Origin of the sequence: Neisseria dumasiana, from assembly GCF_022870885.1 — a bacterium.
GTDB lineage: Bacteria > Pseudomonadota > Gammaproteobacteria > Burkholderiales > Neisseriaceae > Neisseria > Neisseria dumasiana.
The window spans coordinates 1389625-1406116 of record NZ_CP091509.1; the positions used below are offsets into that span (position 1 = coordinate 1389625).

A 16492-nucleotide genomic window follows, 5' to 3' on the forward strand; every position below is an offset into this window, starting at 1 on the left:
GAAAAATTGCGGGAAAAGGGCTGTGTAGTCAAATGAAAGAAATCATTACCACGAACCCGAAATCTTGTTAGCCCTTGTTAAACATAGGTTTTGATTTAAAACAATGCATTTTCAACAGACGCAAAAACTAAAACTATTGGCATTTTATTTCAATAAAAATATTTTCAAGACACAAAATGTGCGTTTAAATTTTTTTAATTTTGATTGTAGTGCAATGTAGTTAAGCGGCGGGTATTGTTGCGCTCAACTTCCGGTTTGACCCTATTTCCATGTTTCCGGAAAATGAAGGATTGAGAATGCAAACTCATTCGCATAACGATTTTCAGATGGCCTGCGGGAGCCGCTCTTGGTATGATATGGCCGTATTTTACAAAGGCAATCCGACAAATCGATCACTCACATAAAAAGGAACCGTAAATGGCCCGCCGTTCTGCTTTTTTTATTTCCGACCGCACAGGCATCACTTCTGAAAGCATGGGCGAAGCCCTGCTGGATCAATTTGAAGGAGTGAATTTCAAAAGAGCAACCTATCCTTTTGTCGATACCCCTGAAAAAGCCCGTGCTATGGTGCAAATCATCAATGCCGCCGCATCAGACAGCGGCCTGCGCCCCTTGGTATTTACCAGTATCATCAATGATGAAATCCGCACCATTATTAAAACCTGCCAAGGTTTGCACCTGAGCTTTTTCGATGCTTTCTTAGGCACAATCGAGCGCGAACTCGGCCTGAGGGCGCGGCACTCGGTGGGACGCACCCACGGCATCGGCGACACCGAGCGCTACGATGCGCGTATGGAAGCGGTTAACTTCTCACTCAATCACGACGACGGCATCAGCGGTAAAGATTTAAAAGATGCCGATGTGATTCTGATGGGGGTTTCCCGTTCAGGCAAAACCCCCACCTGCCTGTATCTCGCGCTCCAATACGGTATCCGCGCCGCCAATTATCCGCTCACCCCCGACGACTTGGAAAGCACCGATTTGCCGCGCATGGTTAAACCCTACAAACACAAATTATTCGGTTTAACCATCCAACCCGAACGGCTGCAAGCCATCCGCCACGAGCGCCGGCCGGACTCAAACTATTCGCAACTCAATACCTGCCGCCGCGAAGTTGCCGACGCGCAAAGCATGTTCCGCACCCATTCCATTCCTTTTACCAACACCACAGACAAATCGGTAGAGGAATTGGCGGTGAGCATTATGCAGGCATGTCAGCTGAAACGCCGTTTTTAAACCCATGCTGCCTGCCTCCGGCCCGATAAAGTATTTTCAGACGGCCACAGCAGGCAGCATTCTGGCGTATGTATGTTAAAATTGATTTTTTAACCGTTTCTATCAGGAAAACCCAAATGAACATGAAAAAATGGATAGCCGCTGCCGTTGCCTGCTCCGCTTTTGCTTTGAGCGCATGCGGCGGACAAACCGGAGAAAGCAAACAGGCTGCCGCAGGCGAGAAAGTTTACCGCATTGCCACCAATGCAGAATTTGCCCCTTTTGAATCTATGGACAGCAGCAACCAAATTCAGGGTTTCGATATCGATTTGATGAACGCTATGGCTAAAGCGGGCAATTTCAAAGTGGAATACAAACACCAACCTTGGAACAGCCTTTTCCCCGGCTTGGCCAACGGCGATGTGGATATCCTGCTTTCAGCCATTACCATCAACGACGAACGCAAACAAACGATGGACTTTACCGATCCCTACTTCAAAATCACCCAAGTGATTTTGGTTCAAAAAGGCAAAGCCATCCAATCGGTTGAAGACCTGAAAAACAGCCAGAAAGTCGGCGTGGTAACCGGCCAAACGGGCGACCTTGCCGTTTCTAGAATTTTGGGTAAAGACAGCCCCAAAATCGCCCGTTTCGAGAGCCTGCCTCTTGTTATCAAAGAGTTGGAAAACGGCGGCTTGGATGCCGTAGTATCCGACAGCGCGGTTGTAGGCAACTACATCAAAAACAACGGCAACAAAGGTTTCAATATGGTTGCACCTCCTGATTTTGAAGTAGAAAACTACGGTATGGCCGTGCGCAAAGGCGACACCGAAACCTTGAATATGCTGAACGATGCTTTGAAAAAAGTGCGCGAAAGCGGCGAATACGAAAAAGTGGAAAAACAATATTTCGCTCAACAATAAGCAAACTTGAGGCTCAGGCGTAAGCCCGCCTCAACCGAACCACGCCTTTTCAGTTGGAAAGCAGCCGATTGAAAAGGCGTGGTTTTATATAGTCGATCAAAGGTCTCAGGCCGTCTGAAAGCTGGTTCAGACGGCCTTTCGATAGCGATTGAACATTGAAAAAACAAGCGTTTTTCCGTATAATCCGCCGTTTTTTCAGGCCGTCTGAAACCCTTTGCCATACGAGAAGATATGTCCGAAATTTTAGAACAAGTGCGCCGCCGCCGCACCTTTGCGATTATTTCCCACCCTGATGCGGGTAAAACCACCTTAACCGAAAAACTGTTGCTGTTTTCCGGTGCGATTCAAAGCGCCGGCACGGTAAAAGGTAAAAAAACCGGCAAATTCGCCACTTCCGACTGGATGGAAATCGAGAAGCAGCGCGGCATTTCCGTTGCTTCTTCGGTGATGCAGTTCGAGTATAAAGACCACACTGTCAACCTGCTCGACACCCCCGGCCACCAAGACTTTTCGGAAGATACCTACCGTGTGCTTACCGCCGTCGACAGCGCGTTGATGGTGATTGATGCGGCCAAAGGTGTGGAAGCGCAAACCATCAAACTGTTGAATGTCTGCCGCTTGCGCAACACGCCCATCGTTACGTTTATGAACAAATACGACCGTGAAGTGCGTGATTCGCTCGAATTGCTCGACGAAGTGGAAAACATTCTCAAAATCCGCTGTGCGCCGGTTACTTGGCCGATCGGTATGGGCAAGAATTTCAAAGGTGTGTATCACATTCTCAATGATGAAATTTACCTGTTTGACGCGGGCGGTGAAAAACTGCCGCACGAATTTGAAATTATCGAAGGCATCGACAACCCGCGCCTAGACGAATTGTTCCCGCTGGAAATGGACAATCTGCGCGCCGAAATCGAATTGGTTCAGGCGGCATCGAATGAATTTGTGTTGGAAGAATTTTTGGCGGGCGAACTTACTCCCGTGTTTTTCGGCTCTGCCATCAACAATTTCGGCATTCAGGAAATTCTTAACTCGCTGATCGATTGGGCACCCGCTCCCAAAGGCCGCGATGCCACCGTGCGCGAAGTGATGCCGTCTGAAGAAAAATTTTCAGGCTTTGTATTTAAAATCCAAGCCAATATGGATCCGAAACACCGCGACCGCATCGCCTTTTTGCGCGTTTGCTCCGGCAAATTCGAGCGCGGCATGAAAATCAAACATCTGCGCATCAACCGCGATATCGCCGCTTCCAGCGTAGTCACTTTTATGTCGCACGACCGCGAGCTGGTGGAAGAGGCCTATGCGGGCGATATCATCGGCATTCCCAATCACGGCAACATTCAAATCGGCGACAGTTTTTCCGAAGGCGAACAGCTGGCATTTACCGGCATTCCGTTTTTTGCGCCCGAACTGTTCCGCAGCGTCCGCATTAAAAACCCGCTTAAAATGAAGCAACTGCAAAAAGGCTTGCAGCAGCTGGGCGAAGAAGGTGCGGTGCAGGTGTTCAAACCGCACAACGGCGGCGATTTGATATTGGGTGCGGTAGGCGTTTTGCAGTTTGAAGTGGTTACTTCCCGATTGGCTGCCGAATACGGGGTAGAAGCGGTGTTCGACAACGCTAGCATTTGGTCGGCACGCTGGGTATCGTGCAGCGATAAGAAAAAACTGGCCGAGTTTGAAAAAGCCAATGCCGTGAACCTTGCTATTGATGCGGGCGGCAATTTGGCTTATCTCGCACCCAACCGCGTGAATCTGAACCTTACCCAAGAACGCTGGCCGGATATTGTGTTCCACGAAACACGCGAACATTCGGTTAACTTAAATGCCTGACGTTCAGACGGCATAAGACCTTTGCCACCGAACGGTTTTTGCAAAGGTCTTTTCACTAAACTAACATCCTCTGCGCTTCAACCGCTCATCATGCGGCAGCACAGAGGATGTTTTTTAATACAACCAATCCGGCCTGTTATTTAGCCACTTTCAGTTGCTGCCACTGACGCACCATTTCCTTCAATGCTTCAGGCTCCAGCGGCACCATAATGAAGCTGTTGGCCAAATCCTCATCGCTCGGGAAAATCGAATTGTCGCTGCTGTATTCTTTTTCCATCAAGTCTCTCGCAGGCATCGACGATGGCGCATAAGTAACAAAGTTGCCGTTTTGCGCCGCCACTTCCGGCTCTAAAAAGTTGTTGATATAACGGTAGGCGTTAAACACATTGCGCGCATCTTTGGGAATCGCAAACGAATCCACCCAAATGCCCACGCCTTCTTTCGGCATCATCACACGGATTTTTTCCTTACCGCCCGCTTCCGCCGCCCTGCGCTTGGCAATATTCAAATCGCCGCCGAAACCTACCGTTACGCAAGTATCTCCGCGCGCCAAAGCGTCAATAAAGCCGGAAGAAGTAAAACGTTTCACATTGGCACGGTTGGCTTTAAGCACATCCGTGGCCGCCTGAATATCTTCAAGCTTGCTGCTATTGGGATTTTTCCCCAGATAATTCAATACCATCGGATACATTTCCGCCGCACTGTTCAAATAACTGATACCGCATTTTTTCAGCTTGGCCGTGTATTCCGGGTTAAACACCAAATCCCATTGGTTATCGGGCAGCTTGTCCGTGCCCAAAGCGCGTTTAACTCGCTCCGTATTGATGGCAAAGGTATTCGTGCCCCAAAAAAACGGCACGGCGTATTCATTGCCGGGATCAACCTGCTTCATCAATTCCAAAAGTTTCGGGTTGATATGACGGTAGTTCGGAATCAGGCTTTTATCGAGCTTCTGATAAGCCCCTGCCTTAATCTGACGGCTCACGAAAGCATTCGACGGCCCTACCACATCGTAACCGGATTTTCCCGTTAACACTTTCGATTCAAGCGTTTCATCACTTTCATACACATCGTAAGTAACCTTTACGCCAAACTGCTTTTCAAAATCCCTAACCGTTTTCGGATCAACATAATCCGACCAGTTATAGATTTTTAAAGCAGCCGTTTCGGGAAACCGGTTTTGCGGGGCAGCCACGGTTTCAGACGGCTTGGCCTGAACTTCGGCCTTTTCCGGCGTTTCCGAAGAACGCCCGCCGCAAGCAGCCAACAAAGAAAGGGAAAACACAAGAAAAGAAAGTTTCAGAGGCATTATCATTCCTTTAGGTAGTATTATTTTATTAGGGTAAAAACCATCATAAAGTTCCCGCCGTTAAAACAAACTTATCCCGGCAAACAGAGGTTTGCCCAAGTATAGGGCAGCGCACCGCTTTTGAGTAGGCGTAACATCAAATCTGCGGTAATATACGCAAGATTTTAATCCGATTTTTCAGACGGCCTCGAGCGAACCATCGGGCCGTCTGAAACCGTTTCAAACCTTAACTGTAAATATCATGAATACATCCGAACTCCGCCAAAAATTCCTCAAATTCTTTGAAAGCAAAGGCCATCAAATCGTTCACTCGTCTTCACTCGTGCCGCACGACGATCCCACCCTGCTCTTTACCAACGCGGGCATGAACCAATTTAAAGACGTATTCTTAGGCTTCGACAAACGCCCCTACAACCGCGCCACCACCGCCCAAAAATGCGTACGCGCAGGCGGCAAACACAACGACCTTGAAAACGTAGGCTACACCGCCCGCCACCACACCTTCTTTGAAATGATGGGTAACTTTTCATTCGGCGACTACTTCAAACGCGATGCCATCCATTTCGCTTGGGAATTTCTCACCGCTCCCGAATGGCTGAACCTGCCCAAAGAAAAACTCTTGGCCACCGTTTACGCCGAAGACGACGAAGCCTACAACATCTGGCTCAACGAAATCGGCATGCCGTCTGAAAAAATCATCCGCATCGGCGACAACAAAGGCAGCCGCTACGCCAGCGACAACTTCTGGCAAATGGGCGACACCGGCCCCTGCGGCCCCTGTTCCGAAATCTTCTACGACCACGGCGACCACATCTGGGGCGGCCCTCCGGGAAGCCCCGAAGAAGACGGCGACCGCTTTATCGAAATCTGGAACTGCGTGTTCATGCAGTTCAACCGCGACGAACAAGGCAATATGAACCCGCTGCCCAAGCCTTCGGTAGATACCGGCATGGGCTTGGAACGCATGGCCGCCGTCATGCAGCATGTGAACAGCAACTACGAAATTGATTTGTTCCAAAATCTGCTCAAAGCCGCTGCGCGCGAAACCGGCACCGAATTCAGCATGGACGTACCCAGCCTGAAAGTGATTGCCGACCACATCCGCGCCTGCTCGTTTTTGATTGCCGACGGCGTGCTGCCGAGCAACGAAGGCCGCGGCTATGTGCTGCGCCGCATCATCCGCCGCGCCGTACGCCACGGCTACAAACTCGGCCAAAAAGGCGCGTTCTTCCACAAACTCGTGCCCGATTTGGTGGCCGAAATGGGCGAAGCCTATCCCGAATTGAAAGAGAAGCAAGAGGCCATCACCGAAGCCTTGCTCCATGAAGAAACACGTTTCAGCGAAACTTTAGAAAAGGGCATGAACTTATTGGAAAATGAACTAGCTAACAACTCAAAAAATATGTCAAGTATTGGTTTTCATAGTGTTTTTTCTAAATTACCTGTTTATAAAACTGGTAAGGCAAAAGATGGAGTTCTGTTGCTTTCCACTGGAAATACGGAATTTAGAGCCTTAAGCCATATTACAAACGATGGTGAAAAATGCATTGTGGTTCCTCACAAAGACAAAAACACATTAGAAAGTGCAATTTATATTTATGAAGGCGATTGGGGTAACCAGCTTTCAAAAAAAGGTACACGTATTGGGCAATATTTCGCCCCTTTAGAAAATTGGTTTGAAAATCAAAATAAACCCTTTTTATCAGGCGAAATCATCTTCAAACTCTACGATACCTACGGTTTCCCCTACGACCTTACCGCCGACATCTGCCGCGAGCGTGGTATAGACATGGACGAAGACGGCTTCAACCGCGAAATGGAAGCCCAGCGCGCCCGCGCCCGCGCCGCACAAAGCTTCAAAGCCGACACCCAAATCACCTACGACGGCCAAGACACCGAGTTCAAAGGCTACACCCAACGCCAAACCGAATCCAAAGTATTGGCCTTATATAAAGGCAGCGAAGCCGTAACCGAACTGAACGAAGGCGAAAGCGGCATCGTTGTGCTCGACCAAACCCCTTTCTACGCCGAATCGGGCGGACAAGTGGGCGATGTCGGCCATATCGTTTCAGACGGCCTCAACTTCCGCGTGGAAGACACGCAAAAAATCAAAGCCGCCGTTAACGGCCACTTCGGCAGCGTCGTAACAGGCCGTCTGAAAGTAGGCGACAGCGTCAGCGCGCAAGTCGATAACGCCATCCGCGACGCCATCACCAAAAACCACAGCGTTACCCACCTGATGCACCAAGCCCTGCGCGACGTGCTCGGCACCCATGTCGAACAAAAAGGCTCGCTTCAAAACGCCGACATCACCCGCTTCGACATCTCCCATCCGCAAGCCATCACCGCCGAAGAAATCGCCGAAGTCGAACGCCGCGTCAACCACGCCATCATGCAAAACGTGCCCGTAGAAGTCAAAACCATGAGCATGGAAGAAGCCCAAAAAACCGGAGCCATGATGCTGTTCGGCGAAAAATACGGCGACTTCGTGCGCGTTGTTGTTATGGACGAATACTCCACCGAACTGTGCGGCGGCACCCACGTTACCCGCACCGGCGAAATCGGCTTCTTTAAAATCATTTCCGAAGGCGGTATCGCAGCAGGCATCCGCCGCGTCGAAGCCATCACCGGCCAAAACGCCCTGCAATGGGCGCAAAACCAAGAGCGGTTGATCAAAAACATCATCGCCGAAGTCAAAGCCCAAACCGAGCGCGACGTATTGACTAAAATCCAAGCCAACGCCGCCCAAACCAAAGCGCTGGAAAAAGATTTGGCCAAAGCCAAAGCCGAGCTTGCCGTACACGCCGGTGCAAAACTCTTGGATAACGCCAAAGACGTAGGCGAAGCCAAACTCGTGGTGGCCCAAATCGAAGCCGACGCAGCCGCCTTGCGCGAAATCGTAACCGACCTTACCGGCAAATCCGACCAAGCCGTCGTGCTGCTCGCCGCCGTAAACGACAGCAAAGTTTCCCTGTGCGCAGGCGTTTCCAAACCGTTAGCCGCCAAAGTAAAAGCAGGCGACTTGGTTAAATTTGTCGCTGAGCAAGTAGGCGGCAAAGGTGGCGGACGGCCGGATTTGGCACAGGCCGGCGGTACGGATGCCGCTAAATTACCCGATGCTTTAAATAGCGTGAATGATTGGGTTAGCGGTAAGCTGGCTTGATTTTGTAAATTAAAAAGTTGCCTGAAGTGGTAGCTGTATACAGCTACCACTTCAGGCAACTTTTTAATTATCATATTCAGTAATCGATATACTCCAAAATATTGTAGAAAAAATAATACCTATTGTTATATAGTTAATAATTAGCATGCTAATAAAAACTATAATGTAATCTTTATAATTAAATTTTAGAAATAAAAATATCAAAAGTAACAAAAGGCATATTATAGATGATAATATTAATGAAAAAATTGTATTTTTAATTATACGACTAGATTTAAATAAACTATCTACCTTTTGCATTGGTCTTTTTACTACGATATCAGCATTAAATTTTTTATTAATTTTTTCAAATTTAATACCTTGTAGTATTAATACAAAAAAAGCAAGAAGAATTGAAATGCCAGATAAAGTGAAATCTAGATTATTATTTAAGTCTAACTCTAGATGAGAGCTAGACTTTAGTTTTATCAAGCTAAATAGTATTATAGTTAAGGCTAAGATAAAGCCATGGATACTTAAAAATGAATATAGATATAATCTATATATATAATAAATTAGATATTTAAAGATCATGTGCTTTTTGCCTTATTTTATCTTTGAATAATTGTAATGAAATATTGTTAAGATCATGTGCATTTTCAAAGAAAATATCTAATTCTATAAGAAGCTGAACTTTATCTGTTACAGATAGGATATTTCCTTTGGCATCAAAGCCTCTCATTTTTAAAAACACTCCAGGTTTTCGATATTTTTCAATTATATGCTGTACTGTATCTCCTTTAAATAATATTAATCTTGCTGGAGTTTGATATTCTAAATTTATAGTCACTTTATCCGGTTGACTATCTGTATAAATAGATTCTAAACCTGATGTATTAGCTTCAGGGTTAATCCAGTCTACTTGTTTTAAATCATTTGTTTCCAATTTAATTTTAGAAATAGAGTATAGCTTTTCTATATCAATATCAAATAAAATATTTTCTGAAGTTTCATTGAAATAATTTTTTAAAATACTCTGTAAATCGTAGGTACTAGAATTGTAGAAAATTTTTCTTATTTTGTTATCTATAAATATAAATCGCAACTCAACTAGACTTTTTCCATCATTTTTTATAATAAAATCAGTAGCAGCATCTAAAGTTCCATCAGTTTTTTGTACGCCTTTAGTCTTAGTGTTGGATTTTTTATAAATTTTTATACAAAAACATTTATCGATTTCCTGAAATTGGAAATTAGTAGAGTCAAAATCTACCTCATTTTTTAAAATTTCATTATTAAAGCTTGCGACTTTGAACTCCATTTTTAATCTCCTATGTCATTATTATATGTCATTATTAATCGTAATATTTTAAAAATTATTACAAGATTGTTCAATATTGTTATGTATGTTTAAGTACATTATACAGACTCTGAAAACGTCTCTCGTAGGGCGAGCATCCTTGTCCACCATCTGACCCGAAGGCAAAATATTTTTGATATGGGAGGCGGGCAGGGATGCTTGCCCTACTTGTTCCAACCATTTCAGGTTTTGGTTTTGTCGGGTTCGGCGGGCCGGCTTGCTTGTGTTTGTGCCGCATGCATGTTTTATATTTTTAAACAACCGTTCAATCCCTACCTTAACGCCGAGCCGTCTGAAAACGTTCAGACGGCCTTATCAAAAATCAAAACTTGCCCCTTCCCACCTCCCAACACCTATCTCAAACCTGCCCAATCACCTTAGTTTTTCGCCGCTATTTGCCTTATCCCCGCTAGATGCTGTCGGTTTTTAAGGCTATAATCCGCTTTCAGACGGCCTGAGGCAATGCAGGCCGTCTGAAAATGTATCTAACCTGCCAAAGCCTGCCTGAAACCCTAACCATGCACATATATTCAGCTTGTGTGCATCATTAGTGTTTTAGCGGCTGCGGCACTTACCGAAAGGAACGAAATGTTCAACAAACACGTTAAATCTTTCCAATACGGCGAGCACACCGTTACCCTCGAAACCGGCGAAATCGCCCGCCAAGCCGCGGCAGCCGTGAAAGTTTCTATGGGCGACACTGTGGTTTTGGTGGCTGTTACCGCCAATAAAGACGTTAAAGAAGGTCAAGACTTTTTCCCCTTAACCGTTGACTATCTCGAGCGCACTTATGCTGCGGGTAAAATCCCCGGCGGTTTCTTCAAACGCGAAGGCAAGCAAAGCGAAAAAGAAATCCTCACCAGCCGCCTGATCGACCGCCCCATCCGCCCGCTGTTCCCCGAAGGTTTCTACCACGACATCCAAATCGTAGCGATGGTGGTTTCGGTTGACCCTGAAATCGATTCCGACATCCCCGCCATGATCGGTGCTTCTGCCGCACTGGTGTTGAGCGGCGTGCCGTTTGCCGGCCCGATCGGTGCCGCGCGCGTGGGTTATGTGAACAATGTTTATGTGTTGAACCCGACCAAAGCGCAACTGGCGAAATCGCAAATGGATTTGGTGGTTGCCGGTACGCAAAAAGCCGTGCTGATGGTGGAATCCGAAGCGCAAGAGCTGCCCGAACATGTGATGTTGGGCGCGGTGGTGTACGGCCACGAGCAAATGCAGGCCGTGATTAATGCCATCAATGAATTTGCCGACGAAGTCAACCCCGAAGTGTGGGATTGGAAAGCGCCGGAAACCAACGAAGAATTGGTGGCCAAAGTTCGTGAAATTTCCGGCACCACGATTGCCGAAGCGTTCAAAATCCGCCAAAAACAAGCCCGTTCCGCCAAATTGGACGAAGCTTGGAATGCGGTTAAAGATGCATTGATTACCGAAGAAACCGACACGCTCACCGCCAACGAAATCAAAGGCATTTTCAAACAACTGGAAGCCGACGTGGTGCGCGGTCAGATTTTGGACGGCCAACCGCGTATCGACGGCCGCGACACCCGCACCGTGCGCCCGATCAACATCCAAACCGGCGTATTGCCGCGCACCCACGGTTCCGCCCTGTTTACCCGCGGCGAAACCCAAGCCTTGGCAGTAGCCACTTTGGGCACTCAGCGCGACGAGCAAATCATTGATGCTTTGAGCGGCGAATACACCGACCGCTTCATGCTGCACTACAACTTCCCGCCGTACTCTACCGGCGAAGTGGGCCGCATGGGTGCGCCGAAACGCCGCGAAATCGGCCACGGCCGCTTGGCCAAACGCGCACTGGTTGCCGTGCTGCCTTCGCAGGAAGAGTTCAGCTACACCATGCGCGTGGTTTCCGAAATTACCGAGTCTAACGGCTCGTCTTCTATGGCTTCCGTGTGCGGCGGCTGTTTGAGCCTGCTGTCTGCCGGTGTGCCGCTGAAAGCACACGTTGCCGGTATCGCCATGGGCTTGATTTTGGAAAACAACAAATTCGCCGTATTGACCGACATTTTGGGCGACGAAGACCACTTGGGCGATATGGATTTCAAAGTGGCCGGCACCACCGAAGGCGTTACCGCGCTGCAAATGGACATTAAGATTCAAGGTATTACCAAAGAAATCATGCAGATTGCTTTGGAGCAGGCCAAAGAAGCGCGTCTGCACATTTTGGCGCAGATGAAAGAAGCCGTTGAAGGCCCGCAAGAGCTGTCGCAACATGCTCCGCGCCTGTTTACCATGAAGATCAACCAAGACAAAATCCGCGATGTGATCGGCAAAGGCGGCGAAACCATCCGCAGCATCACCGCCGACACCGGCACCGAAATCAATATTGCCGAAGACGGCACGATTACCATTGCCGCCACCACTCAGGAAGCGGGCGATGCGGCGAAAAAACGCATCGAAGAAATCACCGCCGAAGTGGAAGTGGGCAAAGTGTACGACGGCACGGTATTGAAACTGCTTGATAACAACGTCGGCGCCATCGTTTCCGTGATTCCGGGTAAAGACGGTTTGGTACACATCAGCCAAATCGCCCACGAGCGCGTGAAAAACGTGAGCGACTACCTGCAAGTCGGCCAAAACGTGAAAGTGAAAGCGCTGGAAGTGGACGACCGCGGCCGTGTGCGCCTGTCGATGAAAGCCTTGATCGAAGCGCCCGAACGCGAACCGCGCCAAGAGCAACCCGTAAGCGGCGAATAAGCGTTTCACCGCATAAAGGCCGTCTGAACGATTTTCAGACGGCCTTGTTTCCATCTATTTCTTTATTGAGGCCGTCTGAAAAAAACGGCAAAAGAGAACAATCATGCATACAGAATCCGTATTGGCCGTTTTGAAAACGCTGCAAAACCAAATCTGTGAAGCCTTGGAAGCGGAAGACGGCGAAGCCCGTTTCGTTGCCGACCAATGGCAAAGCAAACTCGGTATCGGCGAGAGCCGCGTATTGAAAAACGGCAAGGTATTCGAGCAGGCCGGTGTTAATTTTTCGCATGTGAAAGGCGATGCCATGCCTTCATCCGCCACCGCACACCGCCCCGAATTGGCGGGAGCACGCTTTGAAGCGATGGGCGTGTCGCTGGTTATCCATCCGAAAAATCCCTATGTGCCCACCAGCCATGCCAATGTGCGCTTTTTTATCGCCTACCCCGAAGGCAAAGAGCCGGTGTGGTGGTTCGGCGGCGGCTTTGATTTAACGCCGTTTTACCCGTTTGAAGCAGACATTCTGCATTGGCATCAAACCGCCGCCGCCGTGTGTGCGCCTTTCGGCGAAGATATTTATCCGCAATACAAAAAATGGTGCGACGAGTATTTTTATCTCAAGCACCGCGGCGAAACACGCGGCGTGGGCGGGCTGTTTTTCGACGACTTGAACCGCTGGGATTTCGATACCTGCCTGAATTTCATCCGTGCCGTCGGCGAAGGCTATATCGAAGCCTACCGCCCCATCGTTGCCCGCCGCAAAGATACCGCATACGGCGAGCGCGAACGTCAATTCCAACTATACCGCCGCGGCCGTTATGTGGAATTTAATTTGGTGTGGGACAGAGGCACGCTGTTCGGCCTGCAAAGCGGCGGGCGCACCGAAAGCATTTTGATGTCGATGCCGCCGCTGGTGCGCTTTGAATACGCCTACGAGCCGGAAGCAGACACATCCGAAGCACGCTTGAACGAATTTCTGAAACCTCGCGATTGGTTGCAAGAATTGGCTTAAGGCGAATCCTTATAACGAGAGAGGCCGTCTGAAAAAAGATTTTCAGACGGCCTCAATAATATTTACCTCAAACCACTATATGCCCAACCAGCCCGATACCACCGGCCAGTAAAACAAACAGCCTATCGCGCACACCGCCACCACGATACCGGCCGCATTGATGGTGCTGATTTTTTCTTTAAACGCCAACGCTCCCACCAGCGTACCCAACACAATCACACCGATGTTCATGCCCGCAAACACCAGCGTAGGGTTGCTGCTCATCACCTGATGCGCCCGCACATAAGTAAAAATGTTGGCAAAATTCAAACAGCCCAACACCAAGCCGCCCAGCACGCCCGCCGCAGTCCATTTGGTTGATTTGGAAAACAGATACGCAAACATCAGCACCGCCGCCAAACAGAAAGCAATCAACAAGTTGCCCGAAAAAGCCGTGCCGCTTTTCGCCACCTGTTTAAACAGAATATCAATCACACCATAGCCCGCCCACACGCCGAGCAGCAACAGCGCACCGGCGGCGAAACCTGCCGATTTCTTACCGCCGTCCGACTTCCACAACAGGCAGAACAAAGCCGTAAACGCCAACGCCAAGCCGATCAAACGGCCTTGCGTCAATTGCTCGCCAAACAGCGTAAACGAGGCCGCCACCGGCAAAAACAGCGACAGCCGCTGCGCCGCGTCCGACTTCACAATCCCCGTTTTCTCCACCGCCCTGCCCATAATGATGAACACCACCGGCAGCAGCACGCCCAAAGCCGCAAACAGCCACCACGTCGGCAGATAAGCCTTCCAAGCATAAAGGTCGGGCTTGAGGAAATACATACACAAAGCAATAGCCGCGATATAGTTCACCGCCACCGCCTGCTCGATATCGATTTTTTTAGAACGTGCCATCTTCAACAAAACCGACACCGACACGCTGCAGAGAATACTGATAATCAAATAAATCATAAGGAATACATCAACCCATCAAAAAGCCGGAACCGCCTGCCGCCGCTTGTAAAACCTATCGCAGCCGAACGCGTTTTCCGGCAGGTTCAAACCAACCGTCAGCCGCGGATTATACCCGCCGCCGCCCAAAAATGTCTTGCCGCAACAGCCCCAATCAAGGCCAAACCCAGCCGCCCTTGCCCGCCGTCGCACCCGAAAAACCCAAGCATCACCGCACGTTACATCAAACGGCAACTCAGGCCGTCTGAAACACCAACCGCCAAAGCAAGCACATTTTCAGACGGCCTGCCAATCCGCTATAATTGCAGCTTTCATAAACCGTATCCTCCATACGCCATGTCTTTCAAACCGCTGCTGCTCTCAACCGCCCTACTCTGTTTTTCCGCCGCTACTTTTGCCCAGCCCGAATCACCACCGGCTACGGCAGCCGAAGCCGCCGGTGATTTGAAAGACGTTCAACAAGCCATCAATGCGGCACAGGCCGACTTGAAACAAAAACAGACCGCCCGCAAAAATGCCCGCGCCACCCTCGAGCGCACCCGTGCCGCCCTTGCCAAAGCGCAGCAAGAGCTTGCCGTCGTCAACAAACAGCAAAACGACGCTTGGCAAAGGCTGCAAAAGCTGCAAAACGAATTAGGCCGTCTGAAAACCGAAGTAACCGGCACCAAAGCCCAGCTCGCACGCCTGCTGTCGGGCCAATACAAAAACCGCCAGCCCAACGCCGTGGTGCTGTTTCTGAAAAACGCCGAGCCGGGCCAGAAAGCGCGTTTTCTCCAATACAGCCGCTACATCAACGAAGCCAACCAAAAAGTGATTCAAGATTTGGTACGCCAGCAGGGCGAGCTGCAAAAGCAGGAAGCCGCCATCGACGCCGAATTGGCACGGCTGAATAAAATCAAAGCCCAAAAACAAGCCGCGATGAGCAAACTCGGCCGCGCAAACACCGCCGCACAACGCGAAAGCCGCCAGCTTTCCGCCCAAATCGACAACCAAAACAAACGCATCGCCAACCTGCGTGAAAACGAACAGCAGCTCAACCGACTCATTGCCGACATTGCCCGCCGCAATGCTGAAAAACGCAGGCAGGAAGCCGCGACGCGCAAAAAAGCCGCCGAAGAGCGTTTAGCTGCCGCTGAAAAAGCACGCAAAGCAAAAACCAAAACAGCCAAAGCGCAAAACAAAGCTGAGAACAAAGCCAACAAACGCGATAACAAACCTACTCAAACCGCGCGCGCGCCGCAAGTGCCCCGCTCCACCCTCACCGCCGAAGACCGCGCCTTGCAAGCCCCGGCAGAGAATGTCGAACCGTCCGGCGGCTTCAGCCGTATGCACGGCCGTCTGAACCGTCCGGTAAGCGGCAGCATCAGCGGACGATTCGGCCAACCGCGCCCCGGCGGCGGCACATGGAAAGGCGTATTCTTCGCCACCGGCGGCGCAGCAGTGCAAAGCATCGCCCCCGGCATCGTCGCCCACGCCGGCTCGCTTGAAGGCTACGGCAATATGGTGGTCATCGACCACGGCAACGGCTATGTCAGCGTGTATTCCGGCTTGAGCGGCATTTCCGTCTCCGGCGGCAGCAGCGTCAGCGCAGGGCGAACCATCGGCACCAGCGGCAGCCTGCCTTCCGGCGAACAAGGTCTGTATTTTGAAATCCGCCGCAACGGCCAGCAGATGAACCCCTTGTCGTGGATACGCTGACAAACCGGCTTTTGCCCGCACAAACCTTTTTCAGACGGCCTCAACCCAATGCTTTCATCACAGGTACAAAGGCCGTCTGAAAAATGAAAAGGCATACTGTGAAACATACCTGAAAGCCCGATCGGCAAAGCCATGACAAGCAAACTTTAAAGATATGGCACAGTCGTCATACTCGGGCTTGACCCGAGTATCTAGCGTTCCGATAAGCTCAAGAGATAACCCGATCAAACCAGAGCATGACGAAACCATGACAAAAACCGTTTATCTGTGCTATCTATCTGTTTCAAAATAGCACTTAAATCTTGTTTAACCTACCTGAATTAGTATTTTT

At 49.5% G+C, this 16492-nt stretch carries 11 protein-coding genes; 8 read left to right on the plus strand and 3 right to left on the minus strand.

All coding sequences use genetic code 11. The features are described 5' to 3' along the window. The first annotated feature begins 417 nt into the window (after positions 1-417). From ppsR to LVJ88_RS06330, 3 genes are all read left to right on the plus strand, one after another. Positions 418-1236, plus strand: a complete 819-nt coding sequence (ppsR, locus tag LVJ88_RS06320; protein WP_054599690.1) for a posphoenolpyruvate synthetase regulatory kinase/phosphorylase PpsR — start codon at positions 418-420, stop codon at positions 1234-1236. A 116-nt stretch (positions 1237-1352) separates the two neighbouring features. Next, a complete protein-coding gene (locus tag LVJ88_RS06325; RefSeq protein ID WP_085418847.1) occupies positions 1353-2138 on the plus strand; it encodes a basic amino acid ABC transporter substrate-binding protein in 786 nt (261 codons plus the stop codon). A gap of 231 nt (positions 2139-2369) precedes the next feature. Then, positions 2370-3968, plus strand: coding sequence for a peptide chain release factor 3 (locus tag LVJ88_RS06330; protein WP_085418842.1), 1599 nt, complete (start codon positions 2370-2372; stop codon positions 3966-3968). A gap of 136 nt (positions 3969-4104) precedes the next feature. On the opposite strand, the gene LVJ88_RS06335 is transcribed toward LVJ88_RS06330, so the two are convergent. Beyond that, positions 4105-5277: a polyamine ABC transporter substrate-binding protein gene (locus tag LVJ88_RS06335; RefSeq protein ID WP_085418843.1), complete on the minus strand. Its 1173-nt coding sequence runs from the start codon at positions 5275-5277 to the stop codon at positions 4105-4107. Between the two features lie 241 nt (positions 5278-5518). Between LVJ88_RS06335 and alaS the strand changes: the two genes are divergently transcribed. Next, positions 5519-8440: an alanine--tRNA ligase gene (alaS, locus tag LVJ88_RS06340; RefSeq protein WP_085418844.1), complete on the plus strand. Its 2922-nt coding sequence runs from the start codon at positions 5519-5521 to the stop codon at positions 8438-8440. Positions 8441-9002: 562 nt separating this feature from the next. On the opposite strand, the gene LVJ88_RS06345 is transcribed toward alaS, so the two are convergent. Next, positions 9003-9740 carry a hypothetical protein gene (locus LVJ88_RS06345; protein WP_085418581.1) on the minus strand — a complete coding sequence of 246 codons (738 nt, stop codon included), beginning with the start codon at positions 9738-9740 and terminating at the stop codon, positions 9003-9005. A gap of 279 nt (positions 9741-10019) precedes the next feature. Here LVJ88_RS06345 and LVJ88_RS06350 point away from each other — a divergent pair, with 279 nt between their 5' ends. From LVJ88_RS06350 to hemF, 3 genes are all read left to right on the plus strand, one after another. Then, complete coding sequence (locus LVJ88_RS06350) at positions 10020-10160, plus strand: hypothetical protein (protein WP_158087945.1); 141 nt, start codon at positions 10020-10022, stop codon at positions 10158-10160. A gap of 207 nt (positions 10161-10367) precedes the next feature. Further along, complete coding sequence (pnp, locus tag LVJ88_RS06355) at positions 10368-12503, plus strand: polyribonucleotide nucleotidyltransferase (RefSeq protein WP_085418580.1); 2136 nt, start codon at positions 10368-10370, stop codon at positions 12501-12503. A 103-nt stretch (positions 12504-12606) separates the two neighbouring features. Further along, positions 12607-13512 (plus strand): oxygen-dependent coproporphyrinogen oxidase, encoded by a 906-nt coding sequence (hemF, locus tag LVJ88_RS06360; RefSeq protein ID WP_085418579.1) that lies wholly within the window; start codon positions 12607-12609, stop codon positions 13510-13512. Between the two features lie 75 nt (positions 13513-13587). Here hemF and LVJ88_RS06365 read toward each other — a convergent pair whose 3' ends face one another. After that, entirely contained in the window at positions 13588-14463 is an 876-nt protein-coding gene (locus tag LVJ88_RS06365; protein ID WP_085418578.1) for a DMT family transporter, read from the minus strand. A 336-nt stretch (positions 14464-14799) separates the two neighbouring features. Here LVJ88_RS06365 and LVJ88_RS06370 point away from each other — a divergent pair, with 336 nt between their 5' ends. Continuing rightward, positions 14800-16161, plus strand: a complete 1362-nt coding sequence (locus LVJ88_RS06370) for a murein hydrolase activator EnvC family protein (protein ID WP_085418577.1) — start codon at positions 14800-14802, stop codon at positions 16159-16161. Positions 16162-16492: the final 331 nt, after the last annotated feature.